The organism is Parvibaculum sp., assembly GCF_039973015.1.
Lineage (GTDB): Bacteria > Pseudomonadota > Alphaproteobacteria > Parvibaculales > Parvibaculaceae > Parvibaculum.
This window is the reverse complement of the sequence record NZ_JBDWLT010000010.1, coordinates 306,658-322,455: the sequence shown is the minus strand read 5'-3', so window position 1 is coordinate 322,455 and position 15,798 is coordinate 306,658. Positions and strand designations below refer to the sequence as shown.

Annotated in this window: 13 protein-coding genes; 2 read left to right on the top strand and 11 right to left on the bottom strand. The window is 63.8% G+C overall.

Features of this window, described 5'->3' with window-relative positions:
• Nucleotides 1-18: 18 nt before the first annotated feature.
• Entirely contained in the window at nt 19-471 is a 453-nt protein-coding gene (locus ABJO61_RS12805) for a VOC family protein (RefSeq protein WP_348328950.1), read from the bottom strand.
• 104 nt (nt 472-575) lie between these two features.
• Here ABJO61_RS12805 and ABJO61_RS12800 point away from each other — a divergent pair, with 104 nt between their 5' ends.
• Nucleotides 576-1,388 carry a SprT family zinc-dependent metalloprotease gene (locus ABJO61_RS12800; RefSeq protein ID WP_348328953.1) on the top strand — a complete coding sequence of 271 codons (813 nt, stop codon included), beginning with the start codon at nt 576-578 and terminating at the stop codon, nt 1,386-1,388.
• Nucleotides 1,385-2,566: a multidrug effflux MFS transporter gene (locus tag ABJO61_RS12795; protein WP_348330574.1), complete on the top strand. Its 1,182-nt coding sequence runs from the start codon at nt 1,385-1,387 to the stop codon at nt 2,564-2,566. The genes ABJO61_RS12800 and ABJO61_RS12795 overlap by 4 nt, the downstream gene beginning before the upstream one ends.
• 164 nt (nt 2,567-2,730) lie before the next feature.
• Here the strand turns inward: ABJO61_RS12795 and ABJO61_RS12790 are convergent, their stop codons facing one another.
• From ABJO61_RS12790 to ABJO61_RS12745, 10 genes are all read right to left on the bottom strand, one after another.
• Nucleotides 2,731-5,157, bottom strand: a complete 2,427-nt coding sequence (locus ABJO61_RS12790; protein ID WP_348325811.1) for a PBP1A family penicillin-binding protein — start codon at nt 5,155-5,157, stop codon at nt 2,731-2,733.
• Between the two features lie 117 nt (nt 5,158-5,274).
• Nucleotides 5,275-7,719 (bottom strand): DNA topoisomerase (ATP-hydrolyzing) subunit B, encoded by a 2,445-nt coding sequence (gyrB, locus tag ABJO61_RS12785; protein ID WP_348325809.1) that lies wholly within the window; start codon nt 7,717-7,719, stop codon nt 5,275-5,277.
• Nucleotides 7,720-7,754: 35 nt separating this feature from the next.
• The gene (locus tag ABJO61_RS12780) at nt 7,755-8,387 is read right to left on the bottom strand and encodes an ATP-dependent Clp protease proteolytic subunit (RefSeq protein ID WP_348325807.1); all 633 of its coding nucleotides are present in this window, start codon (nt 8,385-8,387) and stop codon (nt 7,755-7,757) included.
• A 29-nt stretch (nt 8,388-8,416) separates the two neighbouring features.
• Nucleotides 8,417-9,583, bottom strand: coding sequence for a DNA replication/repair protein RecF (gene recF / locus ABJO61_RS12775; RefSeq protein WP_348325813.1), 1,167 nt, complete (start codon nt 9,581-9,583; stop codon nt 8,417-8,419).
• 80 nt (nt 9,584-9,663) lie between these two features.
• Complete coding sequence (gene dnaN / locus ABJO61_RS12770; protein WP_348330571.1) at nt 9,664-10,782, bottom strand: DNA polymerase III subunit beta; 1,119 nt, start codon at nt 10,780-10,782, stop codon at nt 9,664-9,666.
• 448 nt (nt 10,783-11,230) lie between these two features.
• A complete protein-coding gene (gene dnaA, locus ABJO61_RS12765) occupies nt 11,231-12,685 on the bottom strand; it encodes a chromosomal replication initiator protein DnaA (protein ID WP_348324984.1) in 1,455 nt (484 codons plus the stop codon).
• A 291-nt stretch (nt 12,686-12,976) separates the two neighbouring features.
• Nucleotides 12,977-13,453 (bottom strand): rhodanese-like domain-containing protein, encoded by a 477-nt coding sequence (locus ABJO61_RS12760; RefSeq protein WP_348324986.1) that lies wholly within the window; start codon nt 13,451-13,453, stop codon nt 12,977-12,979.
• Nucleotides 13,454-13,995: 542 nt separating this feature from the next.
• A complete protein-coding gene (gene rpsT / locus ABJO61_RS12755; protein WP_348324988.1) occupies nt 13,996-14,259 on the bottom strand; it encodes a 30S ribosomal protein S20 in 264 nt (87 codons plus the stop codon).
• A gap of 232 nt (nt 14,260-14,491) precedes the next feature.
• A complete protein-coding gene (locus ABJO61_RS12750) occupies nt 14,492-15,268 on the bottom strand; it encodes an enoyl-CoA hydratase (RefSeq protein WP_348324990.1) in 777 nt (258 codons plus the stop codon).
• Nucleotides 15,269-15,348: 80 nt separating this feature from the next.
• Nucleotides 15,349-15,753 (bottom strand): hypothetical protein, encoded by a 405-nt coding sequence (locus ABJO61_RS12745; RefSeq protein WP_348324991.1) that lies wholly within the window; start codon nt 15,751-15,753, stop codon nt 15,349-15,351.
• Nucleotides 15,754-15,798: the final 45 nt, after the last annotated feature.

Below are 15,798 nucleotides of genomic sequence, written 5' to 3'. Positions count from 1 at the left end.
GCGCCTCCGGTCCGTGCGTCACTTTGCGAAGATTTGCGTTTCGTCCTGGAAGGCCTTGAATTCGAGGGCGTTGCCGGAGGGGTCGCGGAAGAACATGGTCGCCTGCTCGCCGGGCTTTCCCTGAAAGCGGATATGAGGTTCGACGACGAAGCGAATGCCTTCGGCCTTCAGGCGGACTGCGAGCTCATGCCACTCGTCCCAGCCGAGGATGAGCCCGAAATGGAGAACCGGCACATCGTCACCATCGACTTCGTTCACCGTCCTGTCCTTGACCGCGCTATCCGGTGCGGCATCGGCGCCCTCGCGCCGGGGCGCGAGATGGGCGACAATCTGATGGCCATGAAAATCGAAGTCGACCCAGTGCGTGCCGGAACGGCCTTCGGCACAACCGAGAAGGCGCCCGTAGAAATCTCTCGCGCCGGAGAGATCATCGACCGCGAAAGCAAGATGGAAACGTGGCATTGTTGACATGATTCGACCCTATCGCTTTTGCCTTCGGACAGGAATGACCAGACCGGCATCATCCCCCTGAAAGCCCGCCAACAGGGGCCCAGGGTTTTGGGCTCGACCGCATTATGAACAAACCCGTGAAACCTGCTTCGCTTCATCTCGACTATCTGCAAATCGACGGACGCACCGTGCCCGTAACGGTTCGCCACAACCCGCGCGCCAAGCGCGTGATCGTGCGCGTGGACCTTGCGGCGGGGTCGGTGCTTGTCACCACGCCCTCGAAGCGGAATGTCGGCAAGGCGCTTCTCTTCGCGCGCGAGCAGCGCGAATGGATTGCCGAGCGGCTGCATCAGGTGCCAGCGCCCGTGCCCTTCAAGAACGGTGCGCATGTTCCCTATCGCGGCAAGGAACATGTGGTGCGCTATGTCGGTGTGCGGCGCGAGGATGCCCGCGCCAAAGGACCGGTGTGGCGTCTGCGTGGCGCGGACACGGGCAGCCTTCCCGAAATCCGGGTGACGGGACATCCAGACTTCGTGCAGCGGCGCGTGACGGACTGGCTGAAAACCAAGGCGCGCGAGGAACTGAACGACCGGGCGCTTTTCTATGCCGAGCTTTTCGATGTGCGCCCCTCGCGCATCACGGTGCGCGACACGACGACACGCTGGGGCTCGTGCTCGCCGACGCGCGCGCTTTCCTTTTCATGGCGGCTCATTCTCGCGCCTTCCTATGTGCTCGATTATGTGGCGGCCCATGAGGTCGCGCATATCAGGCACATGAATCACGGGGCTCGCTTCTGGGCACTTGTCGAGGAAGCGATCCCCAACTACGAGCCCGCCAAACGCTGGCTTGAAACAAACGGTCCGGGGCTCCATCGCTTCGGTGCGGACCCTGTCGGACTTTTCGCGGGCGGCGGCCGCGGAAGCCATCCGGCCAGATGAGGCTTTCGCCGGGCACGGCGGCCTTCACCGTGTTCCTTGCGGCGCTGACGGCGGTCGGCCCCCTGTCGACGGATATGTATCTGCCCTCGCTGCCGGATATCGGGCGCGACTTCGGCGCGGATGCAGGCGCGGTGCAGCTTACGCTGAGTGCGCATCTGATCGCCTTTGCAACCTCCCAGCTTTTTTACGGGCCCCTCTCAGACCGCTATGGACGCAGGCCCGTGCTGATGGGCGGGTTCATGCTCTTCATTGCGGGCTGCTTCGCCTCGCTCTTCGTCACCAATATCGAACAGCTCGTTCTCGCGCGCATCCTGCAGGCGGTGGGCGGCGGAGCTTCGGTGGTGCTGGCGCGCGCCATCGTGCGCGACCTTTTCGAAGGCGCGGAAGCCGGACAGATGCTCGCCAAGATGGCGGCGATCATGGGGCTCGTGCCCGCGCTCGCACCGATGCTCGGCGGCGTGGTGCAGGATTTTTACGGCTGGAAGGCGAATTTCATCGCGATGGGCGCTTTCGGCGCGGTGCTGGCGCTGATGACCGCACTCAGTCTCGACGAGACGATGCCGCCCGCGCAGCGGCAAAGTGCAGCGCCGCTTGCTATCCTGCGGTCCTACCGGCGGCTTCTCGCGGACAGGCGGTTCCTCAAATATCTCTCCATCGCCACCGTCGCCTTTTGCGGGCTGTTTGCTTTCGTCTCCGGTTCGTCCTTTGTGCTGCAAGGCATCTACGGGCTTTCGCCCATCGTCTACGGGCTCTGCTTCGGCGCGATGGCGGGCGGCTATGTCGGCGGCTCGCTGGCGGGCGGCCGGCTGGTGCGGCGGCTCGGCATCGACGCGACGCTGCGCTTCGGCGGCTTCTGCGCCGCGCTTGGCGGATTGCTGATGCTGACCGGGGCGATGACGACGCCCTCCGCCCTCGCGATCGTGCTGCCTGTCGTCATTTACGGCTTCTCGATGGGCGTCACCATGCCGCAAGCGATGGCAGGCGCGCTGACGCCCTTTCCCGACATCGCGGGCACGGCATCCTCGCTGCTCGGTTTCCTGCAATCCTTCGCGGGGGCGCTGGCCGGGCTCTATGTCGGACATGGCGTGGAGGCAAGTGCGCTGCCGATGGCGGGGACCATCGCGGCAGGCGGCGTGCTCAGTCTCGTCATTGCGATGAGCGGGAGACGGAAGGTTTAGGGCGCGCGGACACTTTCTGCGGCAGCTAACCCCACAATTGTCATTCCGGCGAAAGCCGGAATCCATGTGCTCAAATTCAGATTCCGGCGTGCGGCGCGAGGCCCATGGGCCCCGGCTTTCGCCGGGGTGACACTGATTTTTTGTCCGGCGAAGGTTGCGTACAGCTAACGGCGGCCGCCGGGCTCCAGCGTGGAGCGCGCGTCGCCGCCAATGCCGAAGAGACGCTCGAAGAAGCCCGGTTCTTCCCATTCATATTCGCGGCCATATTCGCCCCGGGCGGTTTCATGCGCGGCCGGCAGGGCGGGGTTTGCCGCCGACGCCGTTTCGACCGGGGCCGGCGCATCCGGCAGATCGGCAATGGCGACGCCAGCTTGCGTGCGCTCCATGAATGCCTGCCAGATATGAGCCGGGAGCGATCCGCCCGTGACCTTCTGCATCGGCGCGCCATCATCATTGCCGACCCAGACACCGACGACGAGATCCGCCGTGTAGCCGACGAACCAGGCATCACGGAAATCCTGACTGGTGCCGGTCTTGCCGCCGGAGGGACGATTGCCGAGCGCGGCGCTGCGGCCCGTGCCGTAGATCATCACGGCTTTCAGCATGTTGTTCATCTCGGCGACGACGAAGGGATCGGCGACGCGGCCGATGCCGGAACCCTGACGGCGGTAAAGCTCCTCGCCGCGATCCGAACGCACTTCGTCGATGCCATGCGGGATGACGCCATAGCCGCCATTGGCGAAGGTCGCATAAGCGGCGGTGAGTTCGAGCAGGTTGACGCTGCCCGAGCCGAGCGCGAGCGAAAGATTGGAGGGCAGGTCTTCCTGAAGACCGAGACGGCGCGCGGTCGAGACGACATTGCGGATGCCGACTTCCTTCGCGACCTGCACGGCGACCGTGTTCACCGATTTCGCCAGCGCGGTGCGCAGCGTCATCTCACCCTCGAAGCGGCCCGAATAATTCTCGGGCGCCCAGCCGCCGTAATTCACCGGACGGTCGATGCGGACCGTATCGGGCGTGAGGCCGCGTTCCATCGCGGTCAGATAGACGATGGGCTTGAAGGCGGAACCGGGCTGGCGCTTTGCCTGCACGGCGCGGTTGAACTGGCTTTGGGCATAGGAGCGCCCGCCGACCATGGCGCGGACCGCGCCATCCGGCGCCATGGCGACGAGGGCGGCCTGAGAGGCGTTGACCGGCGCGCCTTCATTGCCGAGCACATCGGCAACGATCCGCTCCGCCTCTTGCTGCAAGGCGGGGTCGATGGTGGTCATGACACTGACATCGGTGTCTGGCTTGCCCGCGTAATCGGGCAAGGCCTCGGCCACCCAGTCGACGAAATAATTGATGGAGCCGCGCGCCGCATAGCCTTCGAGCGAGGCGGGCGCGACATTGGCGACATGCGCCTCGTCCTGACCGATATAGCCTGCATTGACCATGTTCTGCAGGACAACGCGCGCACGCGCGCGCGCGAGGTCGATGTCGTTTGTCGGCGAATAGCGGGACGGCGCCTTCAAAAGCCCTGCGAGCATCGCTGCCTCGGGAAGCGTCAGTGCGCGGGCGGGCTTGCGGAAGTAACGCTCGGAGGCGGCTTCGAGACCATAGGCGCCGCCGCCGAAATAGACGCGGTTGAGGTAGAGGGTAAGAATTTCTTCCTTGGTGAAGCGAAGCTCCAGCCAGACGGCGAGGATCATTTCCTCGATCTTGCGCGAGATGGTGCGGTCCGGCTTCAGGAAGACGTTTTTCGCGAGCTGCTGCGTGATCGTCGAACCGCCCTGCACATAGGCGCCGGCCTTGAAGTTGACGACCATCGCGCGGGCAAGGCCGATGGGGTCGACGCCGAAATGCCAATAAAAACGCTGATCCTCGGTGGCGAGTACCGCCGCAGGCACGTAAGGCGGCAGATCGCGGAGCGAGGCATAGCCGCTCATCAGATCGCCGCGATGGCTCAGCACTTCGCCATTGGTGGCGACGATGGAGACGGAGGGCGTGTGCTTGACGTTGTAGAGGCCGGAGGTATCGGGAAGGTTCAGGCCATACCAGAAGAGCAGACCGCCAAAGGCGATCGCGCCCCAGAGCGCGACGACGGCACCGCCATAGACGACATTGCCGAGAAGCGTGCGGCCGGATTTGCGCGCGCGGGCGGAACCGCGCGAGCGGGACGAGGATTTGCCGGCCGTGCTTTTGGTGCGGCGTCCACGCGGCGGCGCGGCGCGCTCGTCGTTTGAGGGCGCGCGAAGTTTCACGCCCGTCCTGTTCTTGCTCGAAGTCGTTTTCTTTACAGGCTGCTTGGCGGCGGGCTTTTTGGGCGCGGGCTTGCGGCCGCCCTTCGCGCCGCCTTTGGAGAAGGTCGGCTCGATGCGGCGGGTATCGTCCCAGCCCCGTTCATCGTCGTCCCAACGTCCCATGCCGCCGTCATTGTCCTCGTATTCGGGCTCTTCGGGTTCGGGCTCTTCAGGTGCATTGGCGCCGACGCGGATGCGCACCGGCCCGAGCCCGGGGCGGCGAACGACCGTCCAGCCCTCCTCATCCGGCGGGTCTCCACGCCTTCCAGAACCCGTTTGTGCCTTCCGGCCGGTCTTCCGGGATGACATCGACCCCGCCGCCTCGCGCTGTATGGGCTCCCCCGTGCCGAAGCTAGACAGGGATGGTTAACGCGCTGTTAACGATTGACGCAAGCCCCCAAGGCCCTTCAGGGTCTTACCCGGCGGCTATACGTCGAGATTGGCGACGGCGAGCGCGTTGTCGCGGATGAAATCGCGGCGCGGCTCCACCACATCGCCCATCAGCTTCACGAAGAGATCGTCCGCCTCGTCGAGCTGGCGGATATTCACCTGAAGGAGCGAGCGGGCATCGCGGTCGAGCGTGGTTTCCCAGAGCTGCCCGGGGTTCATCTCGCCCAGACCCTTGTAGCGCTGGATCGTGTTGCCCTTCGAGCCCACGGCCATCACGGCTTCGAGAAGCTGCGAGGGAGAGCGGATCATATAGGTCTCGTCCTTGCGGCGCAGCGTGGCGGCCTTGACGTAAATTTCCTGCAAGTGAGTGGTGTAGCTGTCGAGACGGCGCGCATCGGCCGAGGCGATGAGCGGGCCGTCGATCAGCACTTCCTCGCGCACGCCGCGCACCTCGCGCGCAAAACGCAGACCGCCATCCTCCGACGTCTCGCCGGTCCAGCCGCGCTCCGTCTCGTCGGAGAGGAGATCGAGGCGGCGCGCGACATAGGCGGCAGCCTCGTTCGCCTTTTCAGGTTCGGCCAGGGCCCCGGGGTTGAGCGCGCCGGCAATGGCCGCCTGCTCGACCACGAAATGCGGATATTTGCCAGGCAATCCTTCCAGCACGGTGCGGACCGCACGCGCCTTCGACACGATGTCGTTCAGGTCGGGTCCGGCGCGCTGCGAGCCGTCATGAAGCGTCAGCACCATGTCTTCGAGGCCGGTGGCGACGAGATAGTCGCCGAGCGCCTTCTCGTTCTTCAGATAGGTTTCGGAGGTACCGCGGCGCACCTTGTAGAGCGGCGGCTGCGCGATATAGAGATGGCCGCGCTCGATCACCTCCGGCATCTGCCGGTAGAAGAAGGTGAGAAGGAGCGTACGGATATGAGCGCCGTCGACGTCGGCGTCGGTCATGATGATGATCTTGTGGTAGCGCAGCTTCTCGATGTTGAAATCGTCGCGGCCGATGCCGGTGCCGAGCGCGGTAATCAGTGTACCGATTTCATTGGACGAGAGCATCTTGTCGAAGCGCGCGCGCTCGACATTGAGGATCTTGCCTCGAAGGGGAAGCACGGCCTGATTGGAACGGTCGCGCGCCTGTTTCGCGGAGCCACCGGCCGAGTCGCCCTCGACGATGAAGAGTTCGGATTTGGCCGGATCGCGCTCCTGACAATCGGCGAGCTTGCCGGGCAGGCTCGATATGTCGAGCGCGCCCTTGCGGCGCGTCAGCTCGCGCGCCTTGCGGGCAGCCTCACGCGCGGCGGCGGCCTCGACCACCTTGGTCACGATCTGACGTGCTTCGGAGGGATGTTCTTCGAGCCATGTGGAAAGCGCATCGTTGACGAGGCTTTCGACCACGGGGCGCACTTCCGACGAGACGAGCTTGTCTTTCGTCTGCGAGGAGAATTTCGGATCGGGCACCTTCACCGAGAGGACGCAGGTGAGACCTTCGCGCGCGTCGTCGCCGGTAAGGCTCACCTTTTCCTTTTTGGCAATGCCGCTTTCATTCGCATAGGAATTGATGACGCGGGTGAGCGCGCCACGGAAGCCCGCGAGATGCGTACCGCCATCGCGCTGGGGAATGTTGTTGGTAAAGCAGAGCACGTTCTCGTGGTAGCTGTCGTTCCACCACATCGCGACTTCGACGGTGATGCCGTCGCGCTCCGCGCTGACCGCAATCGGCTTTTCGATGATGGGCGTCTTGGTGCGGTCGAGGAAGCGGACAAAGGCCTGCAAGCCGCCATCATAGATCAGGTCGACATTCTTCGGTTCGACGCCGCGCAGGTCCGCGAGCTTGATGAGCACACCGGAATTGAGGAAGGCGAGTTCGCGCAGACGATGTTCGAGTGTCGAGAAATCGAACTCGGTCTGGGTGAAGGTTTCCGACGAGGGATGGAACGTGATTTCCGTGCCGGAGACGGGCTTGCCGTCCTTGCCGAGCGGCGCATCGGCGACGACGGCGAGGGGCGCATCGGGCACACCATGCTGGAAGCGCATGAAATTCTCCTTGCCGCCACGCCAGACGCGAAGCTCCAGCCAGTCGGAAAGCGCGTTCACGACGGAAACCCCGACGCCGTGCAGGCCGCCCGAGACCTTGTAGGAGTTCTGGTCGAACTTACCGCCCGCATGGAGCTGGGTCATGATGACCTCGGCGGCGGAGACGCCCTCGCCCTTGTGGATCTCGACCGGGATACCACGGCCATTATCCATGACGGTGACGGAGCCATCGGCGTTGAGGCGGACATTCACCGCGTCGCAATGACCGGCCAGCGCCTCATCGATGGAGTTGTCGACAACTTCATAGACCATGTGATGAAGGCCGGAGCCGTCATCGGTGTCGCCGATATACATGCCCGGCCGCTTGCGCACGGCGTCGAGGCCTTTCAGAACCTTGATCTGATCGGCGCCGTATTCTTCGGGTGCTTCGTCCGCGGGTGTGGACATGATGTCTTCCTCAGCCAGGTTCTCTAAAGCGGTGTTCAGGCGATCTCGCCGGCGGTACGGATGATCTTGCCGACGACGCCGTATTCCTTCGCCTCTTCCGCGCTCATCCAATGGTCGCGGTTCGTGTCCTTGACGATCTTTTCAAGCGGCTGGCCTGTCGCGTCCGCGAAGATCCTGTTCAGGCGCTCGCGCATTCTCAGCACCTCGCGCGCCTGGATGTCGATCTCGGTGGCCGAGCCGCCGACGCCGCCGCGCGGTTCATGCAGCAGGAAACGCGTATTGGGCAGGCAATAGCGATCCTCGCGATCGGCGGCGACATAGATCAGCGCGCCCGCGCTCGCGACCCAGCCGGTGCCGAGCACGCGCACACGCGGTTTGATGAACTTGATCATGTCATGGATCATGTCGCCGGATTCGACGTGGCCGCCCGGCGAGGAGACGATGACGGTGATCGGGTCGTCGCTCTCGCCCGCCATGGCGAGCAGGCGCTCGGAAACAGTGCGCGCGAGGCGGTCGTTTACTTCGCCGGTGACGAGAACCGTGCGGGCCTTGAAGAGCCCGTGTTCCACCATCGGTGTGAACTGGTTCTTGAGCGCATCGACGTCCGGGGTATCGTTGTCGTATCTCATCAAACTCTTCCTTTTCCTTCGGGCATTTCTGGCAGGCATTTCTGGCCGGCTTTTCCTTCGAGCGAACCTCAGGAGCCTTGCTTTATCTCGCCCTTTGCGACGGCGAGGTTCTGTGCCCGCTCGCCCAGTGATTGAAACAGCGACGGGTCCGTGCCCGTCATGAAGGCCTGAAGGTTCAGGCCCACGATCTCATCGAACAAGGCCGCGCGGCGTTCCTCATCGAGATGCGCAGCGATCTCGTCCAGCAGCAACAGGGGCGGACGGCCCCTTGCGGCGAGGAGCCGCGCATTCGCGAGCACCATGCCGATCAGCAGCGCCTTCTGCTCGCCTGTCGAACACAGACGCGCCTCGCGATCCTTCGCGGCGTGGCGCACGAGGAGATCGCTCCTGTGCGGCCCGTCCAGCGCGCGGCCCGCCGCCGCATCACGTCCGCGCATTTCCTTCAGGCGGGCGCAAAACGCGTCCTCGACATCGACGGCGGCCTCCGAGAGGACAGCGGCCTCCAGCGAGCCTTCGATGGCGACAAGCGCGCGGGGAAACGGCCCGTCCTGCGCGGCTTCGAGCGCGCCGCGCAAGCGCGCCAGCATTTCGACGCGCGCCGCGGCAAGCGCCACGCCATGTTCGGCCATCTGCCCTTCGAGCCCGGAGAGCCAGGCGTCATCGAAGACATCGTCGGCGAGCAGCTTGTTGCGCTCGCGCAGCGCCCTGTCATAGGCGCCCGCGCGCGTGCCATGCGCCGGATCGAAACCCATCACCAGCCTGTCGAGAAAACGGCGGCGCTCGCTCGTCCCCTCGACGAAAAGCCTGTCCATCGCAGGCGTCAGCCAGACCACCGACACAAGCTCGGCAAGCGCGGAAGGCCCCGCCTGTTCGCCATCGACGCGGACCTGGCGGCTGCGCGCCGTTTCCACGCCTGGCTCGATGCCGGTGCCGACCCTGACCGCGCCGTCTTCTGTTTCGAGCGTCGCGGCGACAGCCCAGCCGCCCGCGCCACTATCGCGCGCGATCTCGGCATAAGGAACGCCGCGAAGCCCGCGACCGGGCGAGAGCAGCGACACCGCTTCGAGCAGGTTTGTCTTGCCCGCGCCATTGTCGCCCGTGAGGACGACGGGACGCCCGTCCAGCGCGAGTTCGGCACGCGCATAGGAACGGAAATCGGTAACGACGAGACGGCTGAGGCTCGCACACGGAGGAGCGGCAGGCGCCGTCACGACGGCACCGCATTCATCCGGCAAGTCTTCATGCCGGCCAGCCGCGAGCAACTCACTCGTTCGAGGCACTCCCTATCCTCTGTTTCTCTGGCCTTTCAGCGCGCTCAAACGCGCATCGGCATCAGCACGTAGATCGCCATCGCATCCTCGCTGTCGCGAACAAGCGTGGGTGACCCGGAATCGGCGAAAGCGAAGCTCGCCTCCTCGCCGTCGAGCTGGCCGGTGATGTCGAGCAGGTAACGCGCGTTGAAGCCGATTTCGAGCGCGGAGCTCGAATAGGAAACGGAAAGCTCTTCCGTGGCGCTGCCTGAATCCGGGTTGGTAACGGAGAGGGTGAGCTTGCCTTCTTCGAGGTTGAGCTTCACCGCGCGCGACTTTTCGGTCGAGATGGTGGAGACGCGGTCAACGGCTTCGGCGAAGCGCTTGCCGTCCACTTCCATCATCTTGTCATTGCCGCTCGGGATCACGCGCCCGTAATCGGGGAAGGTGCCGTCGATGAGCTTCGAGGTGAGGACGATGCCGCCGAACTCGAAACGGATCTTCGTTTCCGAGACACCGACCGAGAGCGCGCCGCCATCGCCTTCGAGAAGCTTCTGCAACTCAAGCACGGTCTTGCGCGGCACGATGACGCCGGGCATGCCATCCGCACCCTCGGGCAGATCATGATCGACCTGGGCGAGGCGGTGGCCATCGGTCGCAACGGCGCGAAGCACCTTCTGCTTGTCCCCGTCGACGGCGTGGAAGTAGATGCCGTTCAGGTAGTAGCGGGTTTCCTCCGTCGAGATCGCAAAGCGCGTCTTGTCGATGAGGCGGCGCATGGCTTCGGCCGGCAGCTCGAAGCGGTGCGGGAGCGAGCCCGCCGCCATGACCGGGAAATCTTCCTGCGGGAGCGACTGGAGCGCAAAGCGCGAGCGGCCCGCCGTGAGCTGGAGGCGGCCCTCATCGGCGCCCGTCGAGAGCTCGACCTGCGCGCCCTCGGGGAGCTTGCGCACGATGTCGTAGAGCGTATGCGCGGAGGCCGTGGTGGCGCCCGGCTGGGCCACATCCGCGTCGATCGCTTCCACGACCTCGATGTCGAGATCGGTTGCGGTCAGACTCAACTGACCGTCCTCGGCCTTGATGAGGACGTTGGAGAGGATTGGAATGGTGTTGCGGCGTTCGACAACCGACTGCACATGATTGAGAGACTTGAGCAGCGCGCCCCGTTCGATCGTGATCTTCATGGTCTCTCTTCGGTCCCCCCGTTTGGGTTCTCTGATGACTTGGCCCGGAAGGGGCATGGAAACCCCGCGCGGACGCTCTTTCTTGTGACGGATTCCCGTGACGGAAACAGCCCCGGCCCGCCCATGTTGCAGAGTGTCCGGGAGCATTGCGCGGCTTGCTCAGACGCGCCGTTCTCGTGGACCGCTGCGAACAGGAGGGTGGAACAGCGCGACCGAGACGGCCCCCGAAATCCGCTGACCGGGGGGCCTTTCAGACGCGCACCGGCCGAGGCCGGATTTCCGCAGAATTCGCACGGCCAAGTATATCAGATCGCGAGGGGGATGCACGTTTTTCAACGGGATTCGGGGCGAATCCGGGCCCGCTCCAGAGGGTATTAACCCCCTGATTCGCAAGGCTTCTCCAGAGAGCCCTATCCCGCCCCGGAAGGCGGGGGGCTTCCCAAAGCGCTCAGTTGGGGCCGTGGCCGCCTTCGAGCATGCGGCGCAGCAAATCGACATCTTCCTCGATGCCGGAATCGGCCTGGCGAAGCTCGTCGATCTTGCGGACCGCGTGGATCACCGTGGTGTGGTCGCGGCCCCCGAACTTGCGGCCGATTTCGGGCAGCGAGCGGGTGGTGAGCTGCTTGGAAAGATACATGGCGACCTGACGCGGCCTCGCCACGGCACGGGCGCGGCGCGCCGAGAGCATGTCGGCGAGGCGCACGTTGTAATATTCGGCGACGCGGCGCTGGATCTCCTCGATGGTGACCTTGCGGTCATTGGAGCGCAGCAGGTCGCGCAGCACTTCCTGCGTCATCTCCGGCGTGATCGGACGGCCGACAAGCGAGGCATAGGCGACGACGCGCTTCAGGGCGCCTTCGAGCTCGCGCACGTTGGAGACGATGCGGTGGGCCAGAAATTCGAGCACACCGCCGGGGATCGTGACCGGACCGTTACGCTGCATCATCTCGTCGGCCTTGGCCTGGAGAATGCCGAGACGAAGCTCGTAGTCGGTCGGATGAATATCGGCGGCAAGACCCCAGCCGAGACGCGAGCGGATACGCTCCTCGATGCCTTCAAGATCGGAGGGCGAACGGTCCGCGGAGATGATGACCTGACGGTTATGGTCGATCAGCGCGTTGAAGGTGTGGAAGAATTCTTCCTGCGTCGAATCCTTGCCGGATATGAACTGAACGTCGTCGATCATCAGCACATCGACCGAACGGAACTGCTGCTTGAAGGCCATCGTGTCCTTGAAACGCAGTGCACGGACGAATTGGTACATGAATTTTTCGGCCGACAGATAAAGCACTTTCCGTTCGGGATCGCGCTTGCGGATCTCCCACGCAATGGCATGCATGAGATGTGTCTTGCCGAGGCCGACACCGCCATAGAGGAAGAGCGGATTGAAGGTGACATCGGTTGCTTCTGCCACGCGGCGCGCGGCGGCATGTGCAAGCTCGTTCGACTTGCCGACAATGAAGGCGTCGAAGGTGAAGCGCGGATCGAGCGGCGCGCCGACGCCCGCATCCTCAAAGCCCTGGGGCATGGGTTGGGGCATGGGCTGTGCCGCAGGCCGGGCCGTCGCGGCGCCACGCGCCTCATCGGCGCGCAGGGGCGCGGCCTCGGCACATTCCGGCGCCGCATCGGGGCGGCGCTGCGGCGCGACCTCGGCGCTCACTGCGATATCGACACGGGTATAACCCGCATCCTCATCCGCCCAGAGTTCGCCAAGGCGATCCGCATAATGCGAAGCAATCCAGTTGCGGATGAAACGCGTCGGCACGGTGAGCGCAACGCGGCCATCATCCGCACCCACAAGCTCGACCTGCTTGAACCAGCTATTGAAGGTGGCCTCGCCCAACTCCGCCTGAAGGCGCGAACGCACACGGCGCCACTGATCGGCAAGCGCTAAGGACGGCATCGGCCCCTCCCCTTCACGGTTTGTGCGGAGTCCGCCATGCGATCCGTTTGCCGTTCCGTTCTGCGTTCCCCGTTCAGGAGCAACGCCGGAAAATGAGCGGATTTCAGGAACCTCCCGTGCACGCCTCTCTGCAGGGGATGGCACCATGTTTTCCTCGTCCAAAACGTCATGCCTCTTTTCACTCCGGCCCCGAACGGGCACCGGGATTAGCCCATAACCGACGGGAACCGTGCCCTTCCCGTCTATTCCGCCGCCAGGCGCGCACCCCGCGCCGTCTTCATGTCTGGCTTGTCAGCCCTGAACCCAGGGAAGGTTCGCCGCCTTCCACCCGTTGCGGCCGCCGCGATGGCGCGCCGCATCGAGATCCCCCTCGAAACCGCCGTCTATGTTGAAACAGCTGGCAAAGCCCGACTGCGACATGGCAATCGCTGCCGCCTTGCTGCGCGCGCCGGAGCGGCACAGGAAGAAGACCGGCGCTTCCCGCCGCGCCGCGCCGAGCAATGCGACGAGGTCCGCCGCGAAGCCCGCATTCTGCGCCATGGTCGGAAATTGCTGCCACTCCACGAGGACCGGCTCCTTGCCGGCGCCGGACAGGTCCGGCACACCGACAAAGGACCATTCGGCCCGCGTACGCACATCGACAAGGACGGCATCGGACCGGGCGGAAAGGACGCGCCAAGCCTCTTCAGGCGTCACGTCTCCCGCATAGTTGTCCGGGCGATCGCCGATGATCGCAGGGCCCTGGTCGTTTTCCGATTTCCCCGACATTGATGTCCCGCTGCTCGAATGTCTGACCCCAACTCGCCGCCAGGCTCCCCAGCCCGGCTCCAGACACATCTGTCCGACGGGGGTAATAACCGAATTACCCCGGCTCGTCACTCAAGTTCTGTCTGGATACTTTATTTTCACTCCGGGCGAAGAAACCAATACTGTATTCAGTAAAGTTTTACTCTAAAAACACAGTATTCAGTGCCTCCGCTGAGGTTGTTAAACATACCGGCAGGGGCTGTCGTAAGCAAGCGGAAGAATCACCTTCATGACAATTTTTTATCCCGTGTGACGCGTCTCGCGCACCCAATATGCAGTGGTGACCGCAGCGCAAACATACACGCCGACGCGCAAGTCCATCGCGCAAAACAACTTTCCATTTTTGCGTTGTCGCGCTGCGTGGCGTGTGCGTTTGCGCCGCAAATAGAATTGCGCGGGAATGCAGACAACAAAAAACCCGCACTCGAAAAGCGCGGGCTTTCTATTTTTCACATCTCGCGAACGACCGATGTTCAATTATCGGCAGTCACGAGAAATGCCTGTCAGGCAAGGGCTTTCACGCGCTGCGCGAAACGCGACACCTTGCGCGAGGCGGTGTTCTTGTGGATCACGCCCTTCTGCGCGGCGCGCATGATCTCGGGCTGTGCAGCGCGAAGCGCTTCTTCGGCTGCGTTCTTGTCGCCGCTCGCGAGTGCTTCCTCGACCTTGCGGACGAAGCTGCGCATGCGGCTGCGGCGGTCACGGTTGACTGCCGACTTTTTTGCAATCACGCGGATTGCCTTCTTTGCGGACTTCGTGTTCGCCATCGATCTTCGGACCTTTGTCAGCGCGATGTCCCGGGCATATCCCGAAGCGGCGCGCGAAAATCTGTTTGAAGAAAAGGCGGCCCGCGCAAAAACGCGAGCCGACCCCTCGAAAGCGGGCGTTATACGCGCCCCCCCGGCATTCGTCAACCGGCGATCAGATCCCCGCAACCGCGGCAAAAGGGCCCGGTTTACGGGGCTTTTTAACGATTGCGGAACTTAACGATTGCGGAACTCAACGATTGCGGAACTGGGGCTTCCGCTTCTCGACAAAGGCAGCCATGCCTTCGGTCTGGTCCTCGGTCGCGAACATGGAATGGAACAGCCGCCGCTCGAAGCGCACGCCCTCCGACAGGGTTGTCTCGTAGGAGCGGTTGACACTCTCCTTGGTCATCATGGCGATGGGGAGCGACATTTCCGCAACCGCCTGGGCCGCTTTCATAACCTCGGTCATAAGATCGTCCACGGGCACGACGCGGCTGACGAGACCGGAACGCTCGGCCTCCTCTGCATCCATCATGCGACCGGTGAGACACATTTCCATCGCTTTCGACTTGCCGACGAAGCGCGTCAGGCGCTGCGTACCGCCCGCCCCGGGCATGACGCCGAGCTTGATCTCGGGCTGGCCGAACTTCGCATTGTCGGCGGCGATGATGAAGTCGCACATCATGGCAAGCTCGCAGCCGCCGCCAAGCGCGTAGCCCGCGACAGCGGCGATGACCGGCTTGCGGCAGCGCGTGGGGCGCTCCCAGTTCGCCGTGATGAAGTCTTCCTTGTAGACGTCCATGTAGGATTTCGGCTGCATCTCCTTGATATCAGCGCCGGCGGCGAAAGCCTTCGACGAGCCGGTGATGACGATGCAGTGCACCTCGTCGTCGGCTTCATAATCGTCGAGCGCGGCCGTCATCTCGTCCATCAGCGCCTTGTTGAGCGCATTCAGCGCATCCGGGCGATCGAGCGTGACGATGCCGACGGCACCTTTCTTCTCGACCAGAATGTTCTGGTAGGCCATGCGTTTCTCCTCTTGCATGTCTTGTGTGCTGGCAGACGCTTCAACCACGCGGCAGCCGTCGCCGCCGCCCGGCCAAAGCCCTATAGGGGTTCGATGGAAAAGCGGACTTCGGTGTGCGACGGCGAGACGGGCACAATCTGGATTTCCAGCTGTTCGTTCTCGCGGCGGAAAATCAGCAGCTCGCCGATGAGTTCATATTGTTCCGCGCGCGTCCAGCCGAGCTGAGGCAAGGTGTTCACATAAAAAGCGCGTACCGCGGTGGGCGCGACATCGCCCTCGGCAACGCTGCGCACGATGCGGCCGGAGGGCTTGTCGAAGATGATACCGCCATCGCCGGTTTCGGCGAGGCCCTGCATCAGCGGCATGTCTTCCACAGCATCGAGATAGCTGTCACCGGCGCTGGCCATCCGGGGCATGAAAAGGAGCGCGGCGAGAAACGCGAGCGCGAGACCTCTCCTGCCGATCTGGGTCTTGCTGGCGGTCATCGGCTTCCTCTTTTTCGCGGGCTCATTTTCGCGCTCTTCATTATC